Origin of the sequence: Armatimonas sp., from assembly GCF_031410135.1 — a bacterium.
In the GTDB taxonomy this organism is placed as follows: Bacteria; Armatimonadota; Armatimonadia; order Armatimonadales; family Armatimonadaceae; genus Armatimonas.
Window position 1 is genome coordinate 1 of sequence record NZ_JANNYP010000897.1, and the last position, 18,754, is coordinate 18,754.

Below are 18,754 nucleotides of genomic sequence, written 5' to 3' on the forward strand. Positions count from 1 at the left end.
GGGCATGACCCCGTGAAACGGACGTGGGTCGTTGTCAAAAACCAGCGGGAGAAAGTGCCTGTCGCCCGGCCAGAGGGGCAGCTCGCACGCGATTAGTTTCTCCAGTGGCTGCCAGCTCAGGGTGCCTTCATTATTACCGACGCTCACCTCGCCCGTGAACTCGGTAACCACGAAGATAAACCCGAACCAGTCCTCGCCACTCTTTCCAAATCCCGGCCAGGAAACCGTTCCTCGAAGCGTCATGGCCGTCGCCTGAACTCCCGCTTCCTCGAAAAGCTCGCGCTTCATCCCCGCCGCAGCATCTTCGGTCGGCTCCAGCTTTCCACCGAGGCCATTGTACTTGCCCAGCGCAGGGTCGTCCGGGCGGGCATTTCGGTGGATCAGAAGCACTTTCTGACGGTCGGGCGAGAGCACATAGCCCAGCGTGGCAAGAATCGGCGTGTACGGCATATCTCTCTGTGATACCATATTCTTGCTATGAGTCAGGTAATTGTGATCTCACAAGACGAAACCCGTGACAGCTATGAAGCTCGTCTTAATGGCACGCATGGGAAAGGTGCAACCTTAGGTGCAGCACTTGACCAGCTTCTCAACCAGCTCGACGATCCCCAAACACCGCTCCTTTTGGTGCGTCAGAATTGTCCCGATCACTTCTTTACCCAGAAAAACTTTGAGCGTCTGCAAGAGCTCCAGGGAAAGGCAAAGTCCTCTTTAGAGAGCCTGAGCCCCATGGAGACAACAGAGCTTAGGGATTTAATCGCCCAAGAGTTCCGTGCCACAATCCAGCGCAGTGACGCTCTGGTTGCTCAAGCCGCATGAACGCACTCTATCCACTTGTTGCCGCACGCGCCGAGCACCGCTGTGAGTACTGCCGAGCTCCGGAGATCATCTTTAACTTTCGTTTTGAGGTAGAACATATCGTCCCACAGGCCAGCTCAGGCACAAGCGATCTCAGTAACTTAGCACTTGCCTGTCGCGCTTGCAACAGTTTTAAGTCCTACTTTGAGTCCGCCTCCGATCCCGAGACAGGCACAGTTGTCCCCCTCTTCCATCCTCGGCAAGACATCTGGGCCGAGCACTTCCGCTTCGATCCCACCACCTACCAGATCCAGGGAATTACTCCCGTCGGGAGGGCCACCGTAGAGCGACTCTTACTCAATGCGGACTACCAGTGCGAAGCTCGCTCACGCTGGATCCTCCTCAATATTTTCCCGTAGTTTACTTAAACGGATTCTTGAGCTTGTCGTAGATGCGTTGCTCTAGGTGCTCCAGTGAGACTTCGCCGGACATGAGCCGCCCGACGAGCTTGGTGCCTGCGGGGTTCTTGACGCCGAGCTTGTAGGAGAGATAGGGCGTGCGGTGGAAGACTTTTCCGACACGCAATGCCGCATCGAACTCTCCGGCCAGCTCTAGCTTGACGGCCTCGGTGTAGCTCTCAGTGGTGTTTTCGGCGAGGTGCTGCGCGGCGATGTTGCCCGTACGGACAGCGTACTGGATGCCCTCGCCAAAGAGCGGCTGGACAACACCTGCGGCATCGCCGACTAACAACACTCGCCCGTCTTTGGTGGCGAGCGGCTCAATGCCGGTCCAGAAGGGAATCGGGTGCGCCCAGAGCTTGGGGGCATCTATGCCTTCGGGGTAGGTCATCCCAACGGAGCCGAGCATCACATGGATGGCGTCCATCAGGATCTTGCCGACATTTTGCTCGGCTTTGGGCTGACGCGGCACGAGCATTCCTGCCCCCACGGAGAGGTAGCCCGTCTTGGGGAAGATCCAAGCGTAGCCGTTCTTCACCGAGCCGTAGTCAAGGTAACAAGCATCTTTAAGCACGCCCGCGCTTTCGGTGTACTCAAAAGGTATCTCGACTTCTCTTGCGATTCCCCAGCGCTTGCCTAGGCGCAGTCCCGCGCGGGCTCCGACAATGCCTTTCGCACCATCGGCCCCAACCACGTAGCGGGCAGTCCAGCTCTCCTCGCCCGCAGTGACCGTAACTCCGTCACTTTGAACCGTCACATCGCTGACTTTCACGCCGAGCTTGAGCGTCGCACCTGCCGCCTGGGCTTTCTCGACCAGATAGGTGTCAAACTTGGAGCGCATGACCATCCAGACCTGGGCGGGCTCTCCGTTGCTACAGGTCATCTCGGCGAGCACTGGCGACTTGCCGCGCCAGGTGTGTCGCAGCTTAGTCACGGTGAGATCCGTGAACTTCTCGGGCTCCAGACCCTCCACATGGCGCACCAGCGACGAGGGAATCCCCCCGCCGCAGGGCTTGTAGCGCGGAAGGCTCGGGGCGCGGTCGAGTAGCAAGACCGTCATCCCGCGCTCAGCACACTTCCAGGCGCACATAGCCCCGCCCGGCCCCGCGCCCACAACAATCACATCATAAATCATTTCTCTAATGTTACCGCAAAGATCTTGATCTTGGGATCGCGGGTGAGCGTGATGGAAACAAGCTCCTTGGTAACGGCTATAGGGAAGATGATATGCCGAATGGTGAGCATGCCCGCCTTATCTCCGTCGGGGCGGCGCTGGCGAGGCGTGGTGAAGGCCACGGCCTCATCCGCAGCTTCCGGTGTGGCAATATCGCGCAGGACGCGCTTGAGCACCTCGGTCGTGCCATCTTTGTAGGTTAGCAGAACGCTTAGGTTGCGCTCCCCTCCTGTCGCTACAACCGCCATGTGCGCGGCGAAGAACTTGCCTTTGGGAACGCGGATGACCTGCTCGTTGCACGAGATCACGTTCTTCTGACCATCGCCACTGGAGCCGTAGCGAAAGCTGATACTACGAGCCGCCGCTGAGGAAATATCGGCAAAGTAGCCAGAGGGAACGATGGGATTTCCTTGGTTTAGACCGTAGCGGTCGCTGGGGAACCACTCGGCAGGAATTGTTAGCCCCGCTCCATCCAGATCACCATCCCGTGCACGTGCCTCGGACGAGACCCCGTCGGTATCGTACAGTGCTGTCAGGTCAAGGGGCGCCTGCCGCCCTCCCGTAACATTGAGGGGCACCATGAGCATGTCTCCAGTGCGACTGATCGGGTGCATGGCAAAGACAACTTCCGGGGGACGAAGCGCGAAGAGCACCAGTACATACCGGCCCGGCCTCTCGGGGACGGCAATCTCTGCGGTGATATCAATGGACTCGCCGGGGGCAACCTCATGCTCCAGAAACGCATTCAGGATCGCCCGCCCCTGAGGAGCCCTCAAGCCATCGGCCTGAAACCAGCGGCCTGTCACGGCGACGCGGCCCTTGTCCCAGCGCTTCAGTCCACGGTTAATCAGTGTCACTTTGACCGAGACAGTTTTCTCCGCCTCGACAGAATCCACGAGCTTCGCATCGGGTGCCAGCAAGAGGCGCGCGTCATCGTCGCCGGGGTAGACCGCCACGCGCTCTTCGTAGACTCCCTGGATGGGATTGATTGTGCCCAGACGAGAGAGTGCCCAGCGAACGCGATAGCCCGCTTTCCGAATATCAGCCGACTCCAGCCGCCGCTCCGGGTAGGCAGGCTCCAGCGGTGCGCCATCCTTGTCGGTGAGTGCAACCATGATCGGAAGATCTGTCCAGATCCCCGGCTTAAGAGCACTTCCCACCGCCGCTGAGCCTGAGGAGAGCACCTCTTTGCCATCGTTGCTTAAGATCTGGTAGAGAAGCTGGGCATCTGCGGGAGCTAGTGCTTCTTTACCGAGCCAGCGCAGGCGCACGGTAGTGGGGAACTTGCCTCCTGTCCGAAGAAGCGGCGAGAGAGTCGAGTGGTCAAACTGCACGGTATCGGTGAGCTTTTCTTCCACACGAACAGGCAAACGAATCCCGGTACGCTCGCCGGGAGCCAGTAACTCCAGGCTTAGCTCGTAGTTTCCTGTCGGCAGAGGCGTCCCATCACCTTTGATGGTAGCAACTCCCAGCGAGACGGTGGTGAAGAAGCCAGGCAAGAGCGACTCCCGCAAGGGAACGCGCACCGGCCCCTCGGCAACTACAGTCTCGCCCTGCATCCAGCGATAGCCCACCTGCACGGAGTCATCGAGGCTGAGGGCTTTTCCACCGATGTTAGTGAGAGGAATCGGCAGTGCGGTCAGAGTCCCCGCGGCGAGCTTCCGAGGTAGATCCAGCATACCAAACTGAAGGAGCGCGTTTTTATTGGCATCGGGAATCGTGGCGAGGCGGCGGGTCAGTTCCGTGTAAAAGTCGCCGTACTGGCGCGAAGGAGCGAGCTCGGTGCCTCGGGTAAAGTCGTTCCAGGAGTCCAGAACCACCCACGGCTCGCCACTGTTGCGGGCCTTCTCCCAGGACTGAGCAAGCGCCTCCCCAGAGCGGCGCATGACAAACGGCTCGTGCCCGCCCGGTGAGACACTGGCAAAGGGTAGCCCGACCGCGATACTAATCCCACCCGATATCGCCCCAAACTCTTGTGCAAATGTCTGGCGCAGTGCCGCTGCCACTTCGGGAGTTAGAGTGCTCGCATCGGAGAGAAAGACCGGGTAGACCGAGATTCCCCCCACACGAACCGTAGCTCGTAGCTCGGGCGGCACAAGAGAGAACCAGCGGCTAATGGCCGGGTAGAGATCGCCCTTGATCTGCGCCATGTCCAGCCAGAGACCTAGCAGTGGAAATGCCTGGCGCTCTTGTTGCATCTCGCGACAGGCTGCCACGAGCACGGCAAGCGCTTTCTCTTCCAGCGGCCCGGTTGCGATATCCGGGCTACTGAGCTGTGCCAGCGCCACCTGCACCCCCGTGCGACGGAGCTGCGCTAGCTCGGTACGTGCCCAGCCGACCCGGTCGGCAGAGTACCAGGGACCAAAGCCATTGGCGGGCTGATCCACTGGAACAAATGTCCCATTGGCTCCGATAATTCCCTGAGGCGGGAAGGTGATCTTGGTAATATCGCCCTGGTAGGCGAGTGAGAGCCGTGCAAAGAGCCGCCGCTCACGTGCGCCATTGGCAGGCAGGGCAGAGGCCGTTGTCTGGTCAGGGTCGAGCGCGGCGGGAGCCACAGGCCCTACGGATGCTTGAACAGGCGGGGCAGGGACGGCAAAGCGGACACTGGCTCCCGGCCACTCCCCGATCTTCTGCTCGCCGTCAATAAAGGGAGCCGTCACCGATGCCTGAAGCGCCAGCGGCCCAAAGCTCTCAGCCTTGTCTAGCACCGCTGTTGCGGGAAAAATAGCGGGCGTGGGGACGCCTTTTTTACGCACCGCGGCGGCATAGGAAATTGTTGTCGTCGCGGCTTTCTTACCGTCTACCCCCAGCGCATCCCAGGGAATCGCCAGCTCAACCGTGTAGCCCTTGTCCGTGTCATCGAGGCGATTCAGGGTTCCCTTGCGCGTCACCCCAAACTTCACACTAAAAAGTGGCTTGGGTGCCCCGTTCTCTAAAAACGTAAAGCCCCCCGCCACCGAGACCAGCATGGCCCGCACGGGAGCATCACCGATCTTGAGATAGAGCCCCACGCCGTCATCGTCCTCGATGTTTTTCGCCATCGGCTCCTGGTGCACTCCTAGAAGCTGGGCATCGTCCACCTGAAACGTGGCATAGAGGTAGTTGGCATCGTAGGTGAAGCGCGCCTCCGCCTGAGGCAATGCGGGCGCGGGAGCCTGTGCGAGAGCCGCTCCCGGCAGAAGTAGGGCAAGCGCCGCCGCAGCGGCAAAGGTATTTCTGAGCATAGTCATCCGCTTAGAGAGTACCCGATTACGGAAAGTTACAGGATACCCTCGTCCCTCAACCCTCCCTGCCCTGAGGGAGGGTGCCGAGGAACGAGGAGGGTGGGTAAAGGCAGGTGGGTTCGCTAGATTCGGGGCTGGACACCGATGCGGCGCAGGCCACCAGTGATCCACACGACCGCGCACGCCAGAACAAAGGAGCGCAGGATGCCCGTGGTGAGCTGATCCCCTAGGCTCCAGTAAGGCAGTGGGGCTCCGAAGACAAGCTCCCAGAGATCAAAGAGAGCGTAGAGGATCGGCACGAGAATGTAGGCAAAGAGAGAGTTCTCACCCGCCGGGGCGACCAGAAATACCCCACGCCGCCAGCCGCGCATGTCCACCATCCCATAGATCACGCACCACACCCAGATCGTGATCGCCGAGCACCAGAGCCCCCAAGGAACCGTGGCGTTGATCTTATTGATAAAGAACATCGGGTGCAGCTCGTGGAGCGTGTGCAAGAGATGCGCCGCAAGGGCCAGACCCGCGCCGTAGAGCGCCAGCCAGCGCACTCTCTCGCGGGGGGCTTGGATCGTGGACTGCGGCGAGAGCACCACGCCCGCAACGACGCCCGCCACCACGATGGCAGGTTGCGAGGCCAGCGCCGAGGCCACGTCCACGTACTGGAAGAGCCACCACGACGGCAAGCAACCCTGGTGATCTGCGAAGCTCAGGCAGCAGAGCAAGGCAATCGCGCCGATCAGACCACTGAGCTGGTTTCGCGCCGCCAGATAGACATAGGACGCCACCAGGCTGGCCCACCCGATCAGCCCAATAATGCCCCACCACTGCGGGCGAAGCTCCATCCAGGAGCGCTCCCCCTCGCCTCGATAGAGAAAGGCCATTGCCAACAAGACAAGCCCCCCGAGAATCCGCCGCCAAAGGTCAAACTTCCGCCACGCACTCTCCGCCGCCGAGGGCCGGTTCCACAGCAGAATAATGCCCAGGTACACCAGGAGCGTCCAGACTGGCTTGGGCAGAAGCGCCGCCTTACTGTAGGTGTCTTCGTTGACCATAAACACCCCGACGGTCAAGAGCCCGAGCGTGCGCAGCAGGATCTGCTTTTGCGCCGCGAGGAGCGACTTGCCACTTTGCAGGTACTTCCCCAGAGAAAGCGGGATAGACATCCCCACGATAAACAAAAACGCGGGAAAGACCACGTCCACAAAGGTCATCCCATCGGCATCGGGAGGCTCGACGTGCTTCATCCACCCTGGCACCCCAGTGACCCCGCCCACATCGTTGACGAAGATCATGACGAGAATCGTCAGTCCCCGCAGAACATCAATGGAGGCAATTCGACTTTGTGGAGGTGTTTGCGAAGGCGGAAGATTCACAGTGAGAGGGCTACAGTTCGCGCCGTCCCTCGAAGGCTTGGATCAGCGTCGCTTGATCGGCGTAGTCCAAGTCGCCGCCAACGGGAACGCCGTGCGCGATTCGGGTAATCTTAGGGCCGAGCGGGCGCAGAAGATTGGCAAGGTAGATCGCCGTAGCGTCGCCCTCGACCGTGGGGTTGGTGGCGACGACAATTTCTTTGACATGGCCACCCGTCAGACGTGCCAGTAGCTCGCGGACTTTCAGCTGATCGGGGCCAATGCCCTCCATCGGGGCGAGCACCCCGCCGAGCACGTGGTACTTGCCACGAAACTCACTCATGCGCTCCAGAGCCATCAAGTCGCGCGGGTCCGAGACAACGCAGATCGTCGCTTCATCACGGCGGGGGTCGCGACAGATTTCACAGAGTTTTTGGTCAGTGAAGTTGTAGCAGCTCTCGCAGTAGCCCACGGCGGCTTTGACCTCCGTGATGGCATTGGCGAGACCTTGCGCCTCATCATCGGAGAGGCGCAGGACATAGAACGCCAGCCGCTGCGCCGACTTGGGACCGATTCCGGGCAGGCGCTCGAACTCGGCGACGAGCCGGGCGAGCGGCTTGGCGTACTGTGCCATTTTCTAAAACAGACCGGGGATATTCAGGCCCGCAGGCATGAGGTTCTTCTGCTCCGACTCACGCAAGTCCGATGCCTTATCCAGCGCTTGGTTGATCGCCGTCAGCACCAGGTCTTGCAGCATCTCCGCGTCTTTGTCTTCCAGCACACTGGGATCAATGGTGACACTCATCAGCTTCCCGTTGCCGTCCACCACGGACTTCACCGAGCCGCCGCCCGCCGAGCCTTCGATCCGAGCCTCATCGAGGCGCTCGCCCATCTTCTCGGCGTCTTCGTACATCTTCTTCTGTACTTGCTGGATCATCGCGGCCATACCGCCCTGAGCCCCACCGCCACCAAGACCGGGAAATCCCCCGCCCTGGCCTTTGTTCTTACCAAACACATTTGCCATAATGAATCTATCCTTCAATAATCTCCCCACCAAACGTGGAGAGAATCTCTTGCACGAGCAGCTCAGAGAGTGCCTGCGCCTTGTGTGAGCCGGGTGCCGCCGCAGCCACAAGCTCCGCATCCTGTCCCGCCAGCCCCTGCGGGAGATCGGGAGGGGGGGCAGGTTCGCCCTGCGGGGAAAAGCGTGCCGTATTCCAACCCTCGCGCTTCTCCGTCACGCGCTCGGGGCGTGGCGTAGAAACGGGAGCAGGAGGCGTCCAGGCAGGTGCGCTGTCGGCTATCTCTTGAACCTCTTCTCGTCCCAGTGCCTCGATCTCGGCCAGGGGGTCACGGCGCACGGTCTGACGTGCAATCGCGCGTTGCGGCGGCGGCGGGGCATTCTCCGCCAGCTCAAAACGGATCGCCACACTTCCCAAAGCAGGGTCTATCACCTTGGCAAGGAGCTTGCGGACAAACTCCAGCTGCTTAGGTGCGTTCATCATGTCGTAGTTCATCCGCTGCGAGAACGCGAGCACCACGGTTCGCCCGACGACCTCCACGGGAACAGCTCCCGACATCATAACACTGGTCTTTTTCGAGAACTTCTCCGCCTGCACGAGAAAAGTAGGCCACGCGCGCTGAACCGCGGGCAAGGTGATGCGCGGGTCAGAGAGCTCCAGCTCTGGGTCAGGGGCTGGCTCAGGTTCCGGTTCAGGATCGGGATCCGGTACAGGAGCAGGGGTGTACACGGGTGCCGGTTTCGGAGGCACTGCAACGATGACTGGTGCGTAGTCGTCGTCCAGCTCAAGCGGTGGCGGAAAATCATCGAGTGGCGGCGGGTAGTCATCCTCGTCCTCAACCAGATGCTCCACTTTCGCCTGCGGCTTAGGCACCACGACCTCCGGTATCTCGGACACCTCGGGTACGAGCTTTTTGCCCGAGAGATCAAAGAGGCTCAGGCCATCGTTTTCCGGCTCCTTGACAGGAGCAGGCTTGGGCGGCGCAGGCAGAGGAGCGGGGTCGTCGTCGAAGAGCGAAAAACTCTCAGCGGCAGGAGCCACAGGCGGAGCTTGCGGCTTCTCCGCAGGCACGGGCTCCGGCTCTGGTTCCGTCTCCACCACAGTGGGCAGATCGGGCTCGGGCTCGAAATCGTCTTCGTCATCCGGTGCAACTTCATCGTCGGCGAAGTAGCTTGCACTCAGCGACGGTACCTCTTCGTCTTCGCTGCGCTCCAGGGCGGCTTCCAAAACAGGATCCGGTTCTTCGTCCGCCATCTCCGGTTCAGGCTCCTCCTTAACTTTAGGTGAGGGGGCTGCGGAGAGAGACGGCTCAGGGAGAGTAACTGGCTGTGCGAAGACAATGGGAGCCGTCATGAAGGGCTGGTCAGGCGCCTCACCGATGGTCATGAGTTTCAGGAAGGTCAGTTCGGTCAGCAGGCGGTGCTGGTTGTTCCAGCGCGTCTCCCCTTGCGCCTCATTGAGAAGGTCAATTGCCTTGAGGATCTGCTGGGGCGCGAAGTACTTCACCTGACCCTGCAAACGTGCCACATCTTCGGGAGCCAGCTCAGAGGCTGCCGCAGGGCCACCGACGGCCACTAAGAGCAGGTCGCGAAAGTGCCCTGCGAGGGTCTTGAGCAGTGTCCGGGCTTCTTTGCCAGAGTCCAGAATCTCCCCGGCAAGTGCCAGAACACCCGGCGCATCACGGCGGGCGACGCAGTCGGTGACGCGGGCAAGCTGCTCGGTGTCGAGAGTTCCTAAGACGCTCTCCACAGAAGCCGCCGTGATCTGTTTGGGCGAGAACGCCAGAACTTGCTCTAGGAGCGAGAGCGAGTCGCGGTAGCTCCCCTCCGCACCACGGGCGACTAAGTTGATCGCCTCGGGACTGTAGGGGATTTGCTCGGTGTCTAAAACATACTTCAGGCGCTTGGAGATATCCAGAAGCGAGCCGCGCTTAAAGTCAAACTGCTGGCAGCGCGAGCGGATCGTAATCGGAATAGACTGTGGCTCGGTGGTGGCGAGAATAAAAACCACACCCGGCGGCGGCTCCTCAAGAGTCTTTAAGAACGCATCTTTGGCATCGCTAGAGAGCTGGTGGGCCTCGTCAATGATAAAGACCTTGTAGCGAAACTCCATCGGGCCGTAGCCCACTTGCTTGCGCACTTCCTCAATATCGGCGACCCCACGGTGGCTGGCGGCATCGAGCTCAATGACATCAATGCAGCTTCCCGCCGTGATCTCTTTGCAGGCATCGCAGGCGTTGCAGGGCTCCGCAACCGGGCCTTTGTCACCGCCCGAAAGGCAGTTCAGCGCTTTTGCCAGAAGACGGGCAATAGTGGTCTTGGCCGTACCTCGGGTTCCCGTAAAAAGATAGCCGTGGGCGATACGCTCCGACGTGATGGCGTTCTGGAGGGTACGCACCACATGCTCCTGCCCGACCACGTCGGCGAAGGTCTGGGGACGGTACTTTCGGTAGAGCGATTGGTAAGCCATAAAGCGCGTTTATTGTACCACCCGACAGGTCGAAAAAACACTCGTTTTCGCCACCAGAATCTCGTGGATGCTATGCCCTATTTGGGGAGATTTTTATAGATACGAATAAAGTGATCCGCCATCTTTGTGGGGACTGCGGTGCTGGGGAAGACAGCACGACTTGGCATGTGGCAAGAGACGCACTTCGCTTTGGGGTTCACCGGACACGCCTTCTTCACCGTGCTTGCCCCACTATGACAGTCCACGCAGACCGCTTCATAGTGCTTTGAGTCTGTCTCAGCATTCTGGTGCGGATTGTGGCATGTGCTACAGGTGAGAGTATTGTTGCTCTTGAGGAAGCACTTGCTGAGGGAAAGACCGTAAGGCTGGAAGCGATTGGTGCTCTTTTGGTACTTTTTATCCATCTTGAGAACCATCGCAGTGGTCTGATGGCAGCGCCCACAGAGCGTGTTCATCTCCTTACCGCCCATCCCGATCAGCGAGCGAAGACCGATATCGGCTGACTTGGATTGATTTTGCATCAGCGCCGCATGGCGGCTTCCCTCGCCATGGCAAGACTCACAGCCAATCCCGTAGAAGCGCTTCTCCGGCACCATGGAGTCAGGTGGAAGGGTGACAACATGACACCGTAGACACTCACGGGTCTTTTCGGCATTGTAGATCCCACCCGGCTGGGTCTTGGGCACGTCTTCTTGTCCCGGTGTGGCATGCCACTTTTTCTCCGAGGGAAAGTAGCTCTGGCCAAGCACCGCACTGCGAGATTTCCCAAAGATCAGGTAGGTCATCCCGGACTTCCCGGAACCAATCGCCAGCGAGAGTGGCACTTCACTGCGCTCAGTCTGCTGGGGAAGGCGAATCATCACCGTGAGCTGATCCTCGATACTCTGGAGAGCAAAGTTGCTTTCGGTCTCACCTTCGGGCGGTGCCATCGTACCCAGAGCCGACTTGGTGGTATCAAAAAGGCTGAGCTTATGCCGCCCTGTCTGGTGGCTGGCAAACTCGGTCGCATGGCAGGGCCTACAGGCCTCATCCCCCACAAACGTGGCCTTCGCAGGAACCTCAACCGTCTTCTTCCCTGCCTGAGGCGCGACAGCACCCTTGGGACCGCACGCAGCGAGCCACAAAACGAGAAGGGGGAGAAAGATCCTACCGAAGTTCTTCGTTGGCATGGTTCAAACCTCAGAGTAGCTCCAAGACGTTCTCGGGTGGACGCCCAAGAGCGGCTCGCTCACCGACGACCACAATCGGGCGCTCCAGGAGAATCGGGTTCACGGCTAGGGCTTGAAGTAGCTGCTCGTCCGTGAGACTAGGCTCAGAAAGTCCTAGGGTTTTGTAGGCTTCTTCGCCCGTTCGCAGAATCTCTCGGGGAGACTTGCCCAGCTTCTCCAAAATATCCTCCAGCTCGGCCACGGTCAGTGGCTCGTGCAGATAGAGGCGTATCACCGGCTCAATGCCGCGCTCTCTGAGAAGCGTCAGGGTTGCCCGCGACTTAGAGCACGCGGGGTTGTGGTAGATCGTGACGTTCATTGCAGCCGAACACTCACGAGTGAGTTGGCGCGAATCTGCACCCGTAGCGTCCTGGCGTCGAAGCTCGCCACGCCCGCACTCGGGTTCTCCATCAGGTCAGTGACAGTTGCCGTTTTGCCAAAGCCCTCGGCCAGCGTGACGACGGCCTCGCAGTCTTGACCATCGTACTCGACAAGGCGCAGAACAATACCGTTGCCATCCTCGGCTTTTTTGAGGCTGGTGAGCAGCACATTAGGGGTCTCGACAGAGGCAAAGCTCTTTGAAAGTGGCCCCTCTCCCTCGTGGACACCTGCGGGAAAGGCGATCAGGGGATGGTTAAACGCCGCGCCCATGCGGGTCAGGTCCGATGCGTCCACATCGGTGTCGTGGAAGACCATGGAGTAGCGGATCGTGTGCTTGCAGACCTCGGGCGCATGATCCGGGTCGAAGGACGAGCGGATCACACGCATCGCCAGGTTGCCGCCCTCGACCATGAAACCGTACTTGCTGTCGTTGAGGAGCGTGAAGCCGCCCGTATCGAGCGGGACATGGGTGTAGCGCAGACCAGGCACCTCCTCGCCGTCGCTGTCCTCGCGCACAACACTACCAAACGGGGTCTCAAAGCGAATCGGGAGCCCTTCGTAGCCATCAAAGGGGAAATGCACACGTAGGCCGGGAATCCCCCGCTCCGCGTCCCCGATCTCGCGCCAGTCAATCTCCGCCGTGACATCCACACGTGGCGCGAAGCCATGGATCAGATACTGGACTTTAATTGTGCTCTTGGTGCCAGGAACTTTCAGTTGTTGGTGCACGACATAGGCCATGCTTGTCCCACTTGGGTAGCTGGTCCCCCGGTTTCGCGTGACACCATGGACATGATGCCCAGAGACCGCCACTGCCTGCGACTCTACCGGTCCGCCCAGCACCCAAGCGGTCATTCCACGCGGCTGCTCTTTGGTGAGTTCCCACTCGCCCAGGCTCTCAAAGTCGCCTTCGAGAAACGTGATCCCGCTCTCCTGATGATGCACCTCGACCAGCCCCCCTTTGTAGCGGTCGAAGCGCAGCATCCCAAAGGGTGTCTCAAAGACATCGCGGGGTAGAGCTTTGACCTGAGGAGCCTCGACCGTCACTTTTCCCTCACAGAGCGCGTAGGTCTTGTAGCCGGTGGCGGGGACACTCTGCGCGAAGAAGAGCACGTCTATGTAGCTGTGCCCCCAGTCATCACCCCGCGTCAGAAAGAACGTCGGGTGATTATTGCCATGCTCATCGCGAGCGATAATTCGCCCTGGCTCAAAGCCCGTGTCGTAGAGACGAACCGTCACCGCCTCGGTACGCTCCCAGGCACAGGGGTTGTAGATGACGTAGGGGCGAACGCTCCCGCCCCCCGCCGACTTGGAGAGGCCCGACTCCATCGCCCCGATCCCAGCGCCCGCACCATTGGCGAAGGCATTCCCTACCCCCTGCCCCCCGTCCGACGGGGGAAGTAGCAAGTTTGTTGGGAGGTTCGTTGCCAGCGCCTTGCCTGCCTCGCGCTTGATCGCTCCCGTGATCGCGCCGGTTTCTTGGAAGAGCGCCATCGCGTGTTCACGGGTCTGGCGCACACCGGAGCCTGGGAGAATATCGTGGAACTGATTGAAGAGAATATTGATCCAGGCCTCCCGCAGGAGCGTGCGAGAGTCACGGCCCGTGATCGCAGCGAGTGTCTCGGCCTCCACACAGTAGTTCTCCCCGAATCTATTGGATTGCGTAATGAGGGTCTGGGTGGTGTAGCAGCCGGTGAACTCGTAGTTGAGCTCATGGTCTAGTACGGGCAGATGGGACAAGTCGCCCGCCGCCACTTTCTCGTACCAGTTTTTCGCCGTACCGAACGTGACGCTGGGGTAGATCGGCCAAGTTGCCGTCTCCAATAAATACTCGATCTCCACACGGGTTGGGCCGCCACCATGGTTCCCAATGCCAAAGACATTGATCCAGTCGGTAAGCTGTGTATCTTTGAAAAACTCCACGGCGGGAAGCGCGATATTGTCGCCGATATTGACGTAGGAGTTGTACCAGGTGGACTCTTTGTTGACGAGCACACGGCTACCATCGGGGCCTTGCCACCAGAAGAGCTTGGGGCGCGGAAACTCCCCGGTCACGGCGTGATCAAAGCCGCCCCCGAGGCGACAGGCATAGTAAAACTTCACCCCGCCTTGGGCCAGAATCGTCGGGATGGTGTTGGCATGGCCGAAGGTGTCAGGTTCCCAGTCCAGTGGCAGGTCGGCGGCGTCCAGGCCGAACTTTTCCTTGGTGTACTGCCGCGTGTAAAGCAAGTGCCGTGCGAGGCTCTCGCCGCTCGCGAGGTTTTTATCGCCCTCGACCCAGTGCACCGCCGTCACCTCCCAGCGGCCCTCGGCGATGCGTAGTTTGATCTCCTCAAACAGTTCCGGGTGGTACTTCTCCATCAGCGCATAGACCGATGCCTGCGACTGAGAAAATGTCAAACTCGGGTACTCGCGCATCAGCTGGAGCACGGACTGAAACGTATCGTGGGTTGTGGCGACCGTCTCCTGCCACGACCACATCCAGTTCATGTCGATATGCCCATGCCCGACGCAGTGAATCGTGTAGGCTTTTGCTGCCACGCCAATCGGGGTAAGAATCGCCTCCGCTTCGGCAACGGCGGCAGCCAAATCGCCCGTGCAGCCCTCGATAACTGCCGTCGCGTGTTCAATCAGCGCGGGCCACTCCGAGTTTCCGGTCAGTGAAACAAAGGCTGTGGCAAAATCGAGCTCACAGCCAATACGGCGCAGAAGTGCTTTTGCCGCTTCCACAGGCTGCGCGGCGGTGCGCAAAAGACGGGGCGAGGTCATCGGGTTCATAACCGTCTACTTCGCTGGCTGTGCTACAATGTCCTCCGTGCTTAAAGACTTCTGGGCGCGGAAGCGTCTTATTGGAATGGTGCATCTGGGGCCACTACCGGGGAGCCCTCGGGATCGCGGCGACTTTGCGGGCGTGCTGCGCCGTGCGGATGCCGATGCGCGTGCTTTGCGAGAGGGCGGTGTGGACGCGATCATGGTGGAGAACTTCTTTGATGCGCCCTTTGCCAAAGACAGTGTCCCGCCCCATACGCTCGCCGCGCTGACCCGTGCGGCTTTAGTGGTGCGTGAGGCTGCTCCCGACACTCCTCTGGGAATCAACTGCCTTCGCAACGATGCGAAAGGCGCCCTGGCGATTGCCCATATCGTCGGGGCGCAGTTTGTCCGCGTCAATGTCTGGGTAGGTGCTGCCGTCACGGATCAGGGAATTATCGAGGGCGCGGCGCGGGAGGGCATTCTCTACCGAAAGATGCTCGGGGCGGAGCACATACAGATATTCACCGATGTCTTTGTCAAGCACGCAGCGCAGCTTGGCGATGGAACACAGACCATCCAAGATGCCGCCAAAGACGCCGTGCTTCGCGGCATGGCCGATGCCCTGATCGTCAGTGGGAGCGCCACGGGCAGCGGCACCAGCCCCGCCGATGTCACCGCCGTCGCGCAAGCCGTGCCTGGCACGCCTGTCTTGATAGGGAGTGGTTTCGGACTCACCACCGCTCGCGTGCTTCTGGAAGCAGGCGCAGCGGGCGCGATTGTGGGCAGTAGCCTGAAAGTGGGCGCCGTAGACTCCCCCGTAGATGCCGAGAAAGTTCGGGCGCTTAAGGCGATAATGGGCTAGTTCTTCACCAGGCTCTGCTCAAAGAGGCTCAACGTCGCCACACTGCCGCTGGCCTTGAGCGTGAAGACAATGTCCAAGTTTGCAAAGCCGGGCTGCTCCGTATCCGTGATAAACGTGTCGTGGTGCCAGTGCTTGAGCGGCACATCAAACGCCTCCCAGGCGAGGTGCAGCTTGCCAGATTCTTCGCGAACCGTGGCTGTGCCGTAGCCAGGGTCGGAGTAGGTACCAGTGTAGCTGGCAAGCGGCAGCGAGGGCTTGGTGTTCTTGTGGCATTTCTGCGCTTTAGCCTTCTTATCCGCCCGTGCTTTCTCGCTGTCTTTTTGGAGCTGCTTCTGGAAGACTTGGTGCCAGTTTTTCCCGCCCTTTAGCCCGAGCAAGAGATCTAGCAGGCTGTTGCGGACGATCTCCGGGAAGTAGCTGGCCATATTGACCAAGACGACAAAGGCGACTCCTGCGCGGGGACAGACCACCAAGTGGCTGCGGAAGCCGTCAATCGCGCCGCCATGGGAGAGCACCAGATGCCCTTGCCAGTCGAAGCGGCTCCAGCCCAGTGCGTAGGTCTGGTGCATTCGGTCGGGGTAGAGCTCGCGGGTGAGGTCGTCAAACGGGACGATCATCTGCGGCGTGTGCGTCTCCGCGAGGCTTTTCTGGCTCACGGGCGTACCCTCACCGCCGCCTGAGAGCTGGAACTTCAGCCAGCCGACTAGCTCCGCCACACTGGCGTTGATACAGCCTGCCGGGCCGACATTGAAGAAATCCAGCGGCGCATCCAGCGCGGTCACTTTCCCTTTCTTCTTCTGGTGCGGCCAGGCGTGGTTCTCGGTTGCCACCAACCCCGGCCCCGAAAACGTCACAGAGTGCAGCCCCAGCGGCTCCAGCACGCGCGACTTGAGGAACTCTTCGTAGGGCATCCCAGACGCCGCCGCGACTGCCTCGCCCGCCGCCGCAAAGCAGAGATTGCTGTACTGATACAGCCCCCGGTAGCTCGCTGTTGGCTTGAGAAACGCCATGCGCGCCAAAATCTCATCGCGCTTAAGCTCCGTCCGGTACCAGAGCGAGTCGTGGCGCGGCAGGCCGGTGCGGTGGCAGAGAAGATCGCGGATGGTCACGTTGGCATCGGCGGCGGGATCGAGTAGGCGGAAGGCGGGCAGGTGCTTACGAACCGGATCGTCCCAGCCCAGCTTTCCGTCGTCTACTAAACACGCACAGGCCGTGGCCGTAAACGCCTTGCTCACACTGGCGATAGGAAAGAGCGTCTCTGGCGTGACAGCATCCTCACTACCGAGTCGCTTGACCCCGTAGCCCTGCACATAGCTCCCCTCCGGTGTCACCACTGCCAGCGCCGCGCCCGGAGCCCCCGTCACCCGCAGTGCCCGCTGAACAAGCGCCTCTATCTTCGTTGAATCTCCAGAGTTCATAGCCGCATTGTACCTGCGTAGAAACCTGCCGCTCTGAAATGATACAATTCCTTATGGCTACAACGAACCTAACACCTTCGACAAAAGCAAAACGCAAGCCGAATCCCTATCTAGCAACCGTGGGGAAGTATGCTAACGAGCCGCTCTGGGATGCTCTTCAAGAAGAGATGAAAAAGCAACGCGAAGCCAGCAATGCACTCACCGATATTCCCACACCTCTTCCCACTGTTGAGAAAGCGGCGTGAACGAGTATCTGCTCGATACAGACATCATTTCCATTCTCTTTCGTACAGAGTTTCCCCCACAACCTCTCATGGAGCGCCTGACGGCAACATCTCCAGAGAATATTTGGGTAAGCATCGTGACTGTCGAGGAGTTCCTTCAGGGAGCTTTTTCCTTAATCCGCCGAGAGGAGACAATCAAGCGTGGGACGCAAGGTTATGCGCTGCTCGCCTCGCTTCTGGAAGACCTTTCCAGTTACCAAGTCCTCCCTTTCAACGAACACATGCTCCAGCACTACTACAGTTTCCCCCCTGCCGTTCGCCGTGTTGGGAGTTCGGACTGTAAAATAGCCGCAAGTGCCATCGAGCGTGGCTTGACCGTCATCACAAGAAACCTGCGGCATTACCAACAAATCCCAGACTGCGTCTGCGAGGATTGGACTGTCGAAGCTCCGTTTTAGCTACCAGCAGGCTCGCGGATTGCGCTCAGACTTGGGAATGTAGCCCATCTCTTTGTAGAGCGCCCCATCCGCGCCTCCTACCGTTTTATCCGCCCGAACGCCATTGACCACCGGCTCTACCGCCTCGGCTATGGCTTTATCGCCCACTTCTCGGTCTTTGATTGCGTCCATCATCTGTGCATCCAGCGTCCGAATCCGCTGTCTTGCCTCGATAGAGGGGTGTACGGTTGCCTTGAACTCTGCCAGTATCATTCCACCAAACAACTTTGTCGGTGCTAGGGTTTCCCAGGCAGAATGATCGCCTGATACTTCTCTTCCATCAAATTAGGTGCTAATGTTGACATTTGAGATAGGAGTTACAGAGTTGAATCGTCAGCCTCCCCGTTTGACGGAGTAGCCTACCTCGCAAAATGGGGCCAACCCCGTAACTCCTATAATTAAAGAAAACCCCTCCTCCCAGGGTTGGGAGGAGGGGCAAGGGAAGGAAGGCCAGGTTTTAGAACCCGCCCATGCCGCCCATGCCAGGCATTCCGCCACCGCCGCCGCCACCGGAGGCAGGGGCTGCCTTCTCGGGGCGCTCGGCGATGAGGCACTCGGTGGTAAGGACGAGGCCCGCGATTGAGGAGGCGTTCTGTAGAGCAGAGCGCGTTACCTTGGTCGGGTCTACCACACCAGCGGCGAGCAGGTCTTCGTAGGAGTCGGTGGCGGCGTTGTAGCCCATACCGGTCTCACGAATATTGTTCACCACGACGGAGCCCTCTTTGCCACCATTCTCGGCGATCTGGCGGGCCGGAGCCTCCAGTGCTTTCTTGATGATCTGAGCGCCGATCTTCTCGTCGCCTGCTTTGTCGTCCAGGTTGATCGCGTCGGCGGCAATTACCAGAGCGTGGCCACCACCGGCGACAATACCCTCTTCTACCGCAGCGCGGGTAGCGGAGAGTGCGTCCTCGATGCG

General features: G+C 59.9%; 18 protein-coding genes and 1 pseudogene. 6 read left to right on the forward strand and 13 right to left on the reverse strand.

The window, feature by feature from the left end; genetic code table 11:
- Positions 1-450 (reverse strand): 8-oxo-dGTP diphosphatase (locus tag RMO15_RS31970; RefSeq protein WP_309722976.1); only part of this gene is annotated, 450 nt, incomplete at its 3' end.
- A gap of 27 nt (positions 451-477) precedes the next feature.
- On the opposite strand from RMO15_RS31970, the gene RMO15_RS31975 reads away from it, so the two are divergent.
- Positions 478-819, forward strand: a complete 342-nt coding sequence (locus RMO15_RS31975) for a hypothetical protein (RefSeq protein ID WP_309722978.1) — start codon at positions 478-480, stop codon at positions 817-819.
- Positions 816-1,217, forward strand: a complete 402-nt coding sequence (locus tag RMO15_RS31980; protein ID WP_309722981.1) for an HNH endonuclease — start codon at positions 816-818, stop codon at positions 1,215-1,217. The genes RMO15_RS31975 and RMO15_RS31980 overlap by 4 nt, the downstream gene beginning before the upstream one ends.
- Before the next feature lies 1 nt (position 1,218).
- Here RMO15_RS31980 and RMO15_RS31985 read toward each other — a convergent pair whose 3' ends face one another.
- Entirely contained in the window at positions 1,219-2,391 is a 1,173-nt protein-coding gene (locus tag RMO15_RS31985) for a geranylgeranyl reductase family protein (protein WP_309722983.1), read from the reverse strand.
- On the reverse strand, positions 2,388-5,663 hold the full coding sequence (locus tag RMO15_RS31990; RefSeq protein WP_309722986.1) for a hypothetical protein: 3,276 nt from the start codon (positions 5,661-5,663) through the stop codon (positions 2,388-2,390). The genes RMO15_RS31985 and RMO15_RS31990 overlap by 4 nt, the downstream gene beginning before the upstream one ends.
- A 564-nt stretch (positions 5,664-6,227) precedes the next feature.
- Between RMO15_RS31990 and RMO15_RS33535 the strand changes: the two genes are divergently transcribed.
- A complete protein-coding gene (locus RMO15_RS33535; protein WP_369016188.1) occupies positions 6,228-6,353 on the forward strand; it encodes a hypothetical protein in 126 nt (41 codons plus the stop codon).
- An 11-nt stretch (positions 6,354-6,364) separates the two neighbouring features.
- Here the strand turns inward: RMO15_RS33535 and RMO15_RS33540 are convergent.
- The 7 genes and pseudogenes from RMO15_RS33540 to RMO15_RS32025 form a co-directional block, all read right to left on the reverse strand.
- Positions 6,365-7,030 (reverse strand): annotated as a pseudogene (locus RMO15_RS33540) (DUF5009 domain-containing protein); the annotation flags it as partial.
- Between the two features lie 10 nt (positions 7,031-7,040).
- Positions 7,041-7,640 (reverse strand): recombination mediator RecR, encoded by a 600-nt coding sequence (gene recR, locus RMO15_RS32000; RefSeq protein ID WP_309722994.1) that lies wholly within the window; start codon positions 7,638-7,640, stop codon positions 7,041-7,043.
- Between the two features lie 3 nt (positions 7,641-7,643).
- Complete coding sequence (locus RMO15_RS32005; protein WP_309722998.1) at positions 7,644-8,030, reverse strand: YbaB/EbfC family nucleoid-associated protein; 387 nt, start codon at positions 8,028-8,030, stop codon at positions 7,644-7,646.
- Between the two features lie 7 nt (positions 8,031-8,037).
- Positions 8,038-10,497 (reverse strand): DNA polymerase III subunit gamma/tau, encoded by a 2,460-nt coding sequence (dnaX, locus tag RMO15_RS32010; RefSeq protein ID WP_309723001.1) that lies wholly within the window; start codon positions 10,495-10,497, stop codon positions 8,038-8,040.
- Between the two features lie 77 nt (positions 10,498-10,574).
- Positions 10,575-11,666 (reverse strand): multiheme c-type cytochrome, encoded by a 1,092-nt coding sequence (locus RMO15_RS32015; protein WP_309723004.1) that lies wholly within the window; start codon positions 11,664-11,666, stop codon positions 10,575-10,577.
- A 10-nt stretch (positions 11,667-11,676) separates the two neighbouring features.
- Positions 11,677-12,024 carry an arsenate reductase (glutaredoxin) gene (gene arsC / locus RMO15_RS32020; protein WP_309723007.1) on the reverse strand — a complete coding sequence of 116 codons (348 nt, stop codon included), beginning with the start codon at positions 12,022-12,024 and terminating at the stop codon, positions 11,677-11,679.
- Positions 12,021-14,864 carry a glycoside hydrolase family 38 C-terminal domain-containing protein gene (locus tag RMO15_RS32025; protein WP_309723010.1) on the reverse strand — a complete coding sequence of 948 codons (2,844 nt, stop codon included), beginning with the start codon at positions 14,862-14,864 and terminating at the stop codon, positions 12,021-12,023. The genes arsC and RMO15_RS32025 overlap by 4 nt, the downstream gene beginning before the upstream one ends.
- A 37-nt stretch (positions 14,865-14,901) precedes the next feature.
- On the opposite strand from RMO15_RS32025, the gene RMO15_RS32030 reads away from it, so the two are divergent.
- Positions 14,902-15,699, forward strand: coding sequence for a BtpA/SgcQ family protein (locus RMO15_RS32030; protein ID WP_309723013.1), 798 nt, complete (start codon positions 14,902-14,904; stop codon positions 15,697-15,699).
- On the opposite strand, the gene RMO15_RS32035 is transcribed toward RMO15_RS32030, so the two are convergent.
- Positions 15,696-17,117: a serine hydrolase gene (locus tag RMO15_RS32035; RefSeq protein ID WP_309723016.1), complete on the reverse strand. Its 1,422-nt coding sequence runs from the start codon at positions 17,115-17,117 to the stop codon at positions 15,696-15,698. The two genes, RMO15_RS32030 and RMO15_RS32035, sit on opposite strands and share 4 nt — an antisense overlap.
- Positions 17,118-17,170: 53 nt before the next feature.
- Here RMO15_RS32035 and RMO15_RS32040 point away from each other — a divergent pair, with 53 nt between their 5' ends.
- Positions 17,171-17,362, forward strand: a complete 192-nt coding sequence (locus RMO15_RS32040) for a hypothetical protein (protein ID WP_309723019.1) — start codon at positions 17,171-17,173, stop codon at positions 17,360-17,362.
- Entirely contained in the window at positions 17,359-17,799 is a 441-nt protein-coding gene (locus RMO15_RS32045; RefSeq protein WP_309723020.1) for a PIN domain-containing protein, read from the forward strand. Before RMO15_RS32040 ends, RMO15_RS32045 begins: the two co-directional genes overlap by 4 nt.
- On the opposite strand, the gene RMO15_RS32050 is transcribed toward RMO15_RS32045, so the two are convergent.
- Both RMO15_RS32050 and RMO15_RS32055 read right to left on the reverse strand, forming a co-directional pair.
- Positions 17,800-18,051, reverse strand: a complete 252-nt coding sequence (locus RMO15_RS32050) for a hypothetical protein (protein ID WP_309723023.1) — start codon at positions 18,049-18,051, stop codon at positions 17,800-17,802.
- A 244-nt stretch (positions 18,052-18,295) separates the two neighbouring features.
- On the reverse strand, positions 18,296-18,754 hold a 459-nt coding region (locus tag RMO15_RS32055; RefSeq protein WP_309723026.1), incomplete at its 5' end, for a TCP-1/cpn60 chaperonin family protein.

What these genes read in the sequence shown, in the direction of transcription:
- RMO15_RS32050 (WP_309723023.1), bottom strand. Translation starts at nt 18,051, where the DNA reads ATGATACTGGCAGAGTTCAAGGCAACCGTACACCCCTCTATCGAGGCA.
- RMO15_RS32035 (WP_309723016.1), bottom strand. Translation starts at nt 17,117, where the DNA reads ATGAACTCTGGAGATTCAACGAAGATAGAGGCGCTTGTTCAGCGGGCA.
- RMO15_RS31990 (WP_309722986.1), bottom strand. Translation starts at nt 5,663, where the DNA reads ATGACTATGCTCAGAAATACCTTTGCCGCTGCGGCGGCGCTTGCCCTA.
- RMO15_RS32040 (WP_309723019.1), top strand. Translation starts at nt 17,171, where the DNA reads ATGGCTACAACGAACCTAACACCTTCGACAAAAGCAAAACGCAAGCCG.
- RMO15_RS32005 (WP_309722998.1), bottom strand. Translation starts at nt 8,030, where the DNA reads ATGGCAAATGTGTTTGGTAAGAACAAAGGCCAGGGCGGGGGATTTCCC.
- RMO15_RS32015 (WP_309723004.1), bottom strand. Translation starts at nt 11,666, where the DNA reads ATGCCAACGAAGAACTTCGGTAGGATCTTTCTCCCCCTTCTCGTTTTG.
- RMO15_RS31985 (WP_309722983.1), bottom strand. Translation starts at nt 2,391, where the DNA reads ATGATTTATGATGTGATTGTTGTGGGCGCGGGGCCGGGCGGGGCTATG.
- dnaX (WP_309723001.1), bottom strand. Translation starts at nt 10,497, where the DNA reads ATGGCTTACCAATCGCTCTACCGAAAGTACCGTCCCCAGACCTTCGCC.
- RMO15_RS32025 (WP_309723010.1), bottom strand. Translation starts at nt 14,864, where the DNA reads ATGAACCCGATGACCTCGCCCCGTCTTTTGCGCACCGCCGCGCAGCCT.
- RMO15_RS31980 (WP_309722981.1), top strand. Translation starts at nt 816, where the DNA reads ATGAACGCACTCTATCCACTTGTTGCCGCACGCGCCGAGCACCGCTGT.
- arsC (WP_309723007.1), bottom strand. Translation starts at nt 12,024, where the DNA reads ATGAACGTCACGATCTACCACAACCCCGCGTGCTCTAAGTCGCGGGCA.
- recR (WP_309722994.1), bottom strand. Translation starts at nt 7,640, where the DNA reads ATGGCACAGTACGCCAAGCCGCTCGCCCGGCTCGTCGCCGAGTTCGAG.
- RMO15_RS31975 (WP_309722978.1), top strand. Translation starts at nt 478, where the DNA reads ATGAGTCAGGTAATTGTGATCTCACAAGACGAAACCCGTGACAGCTAT.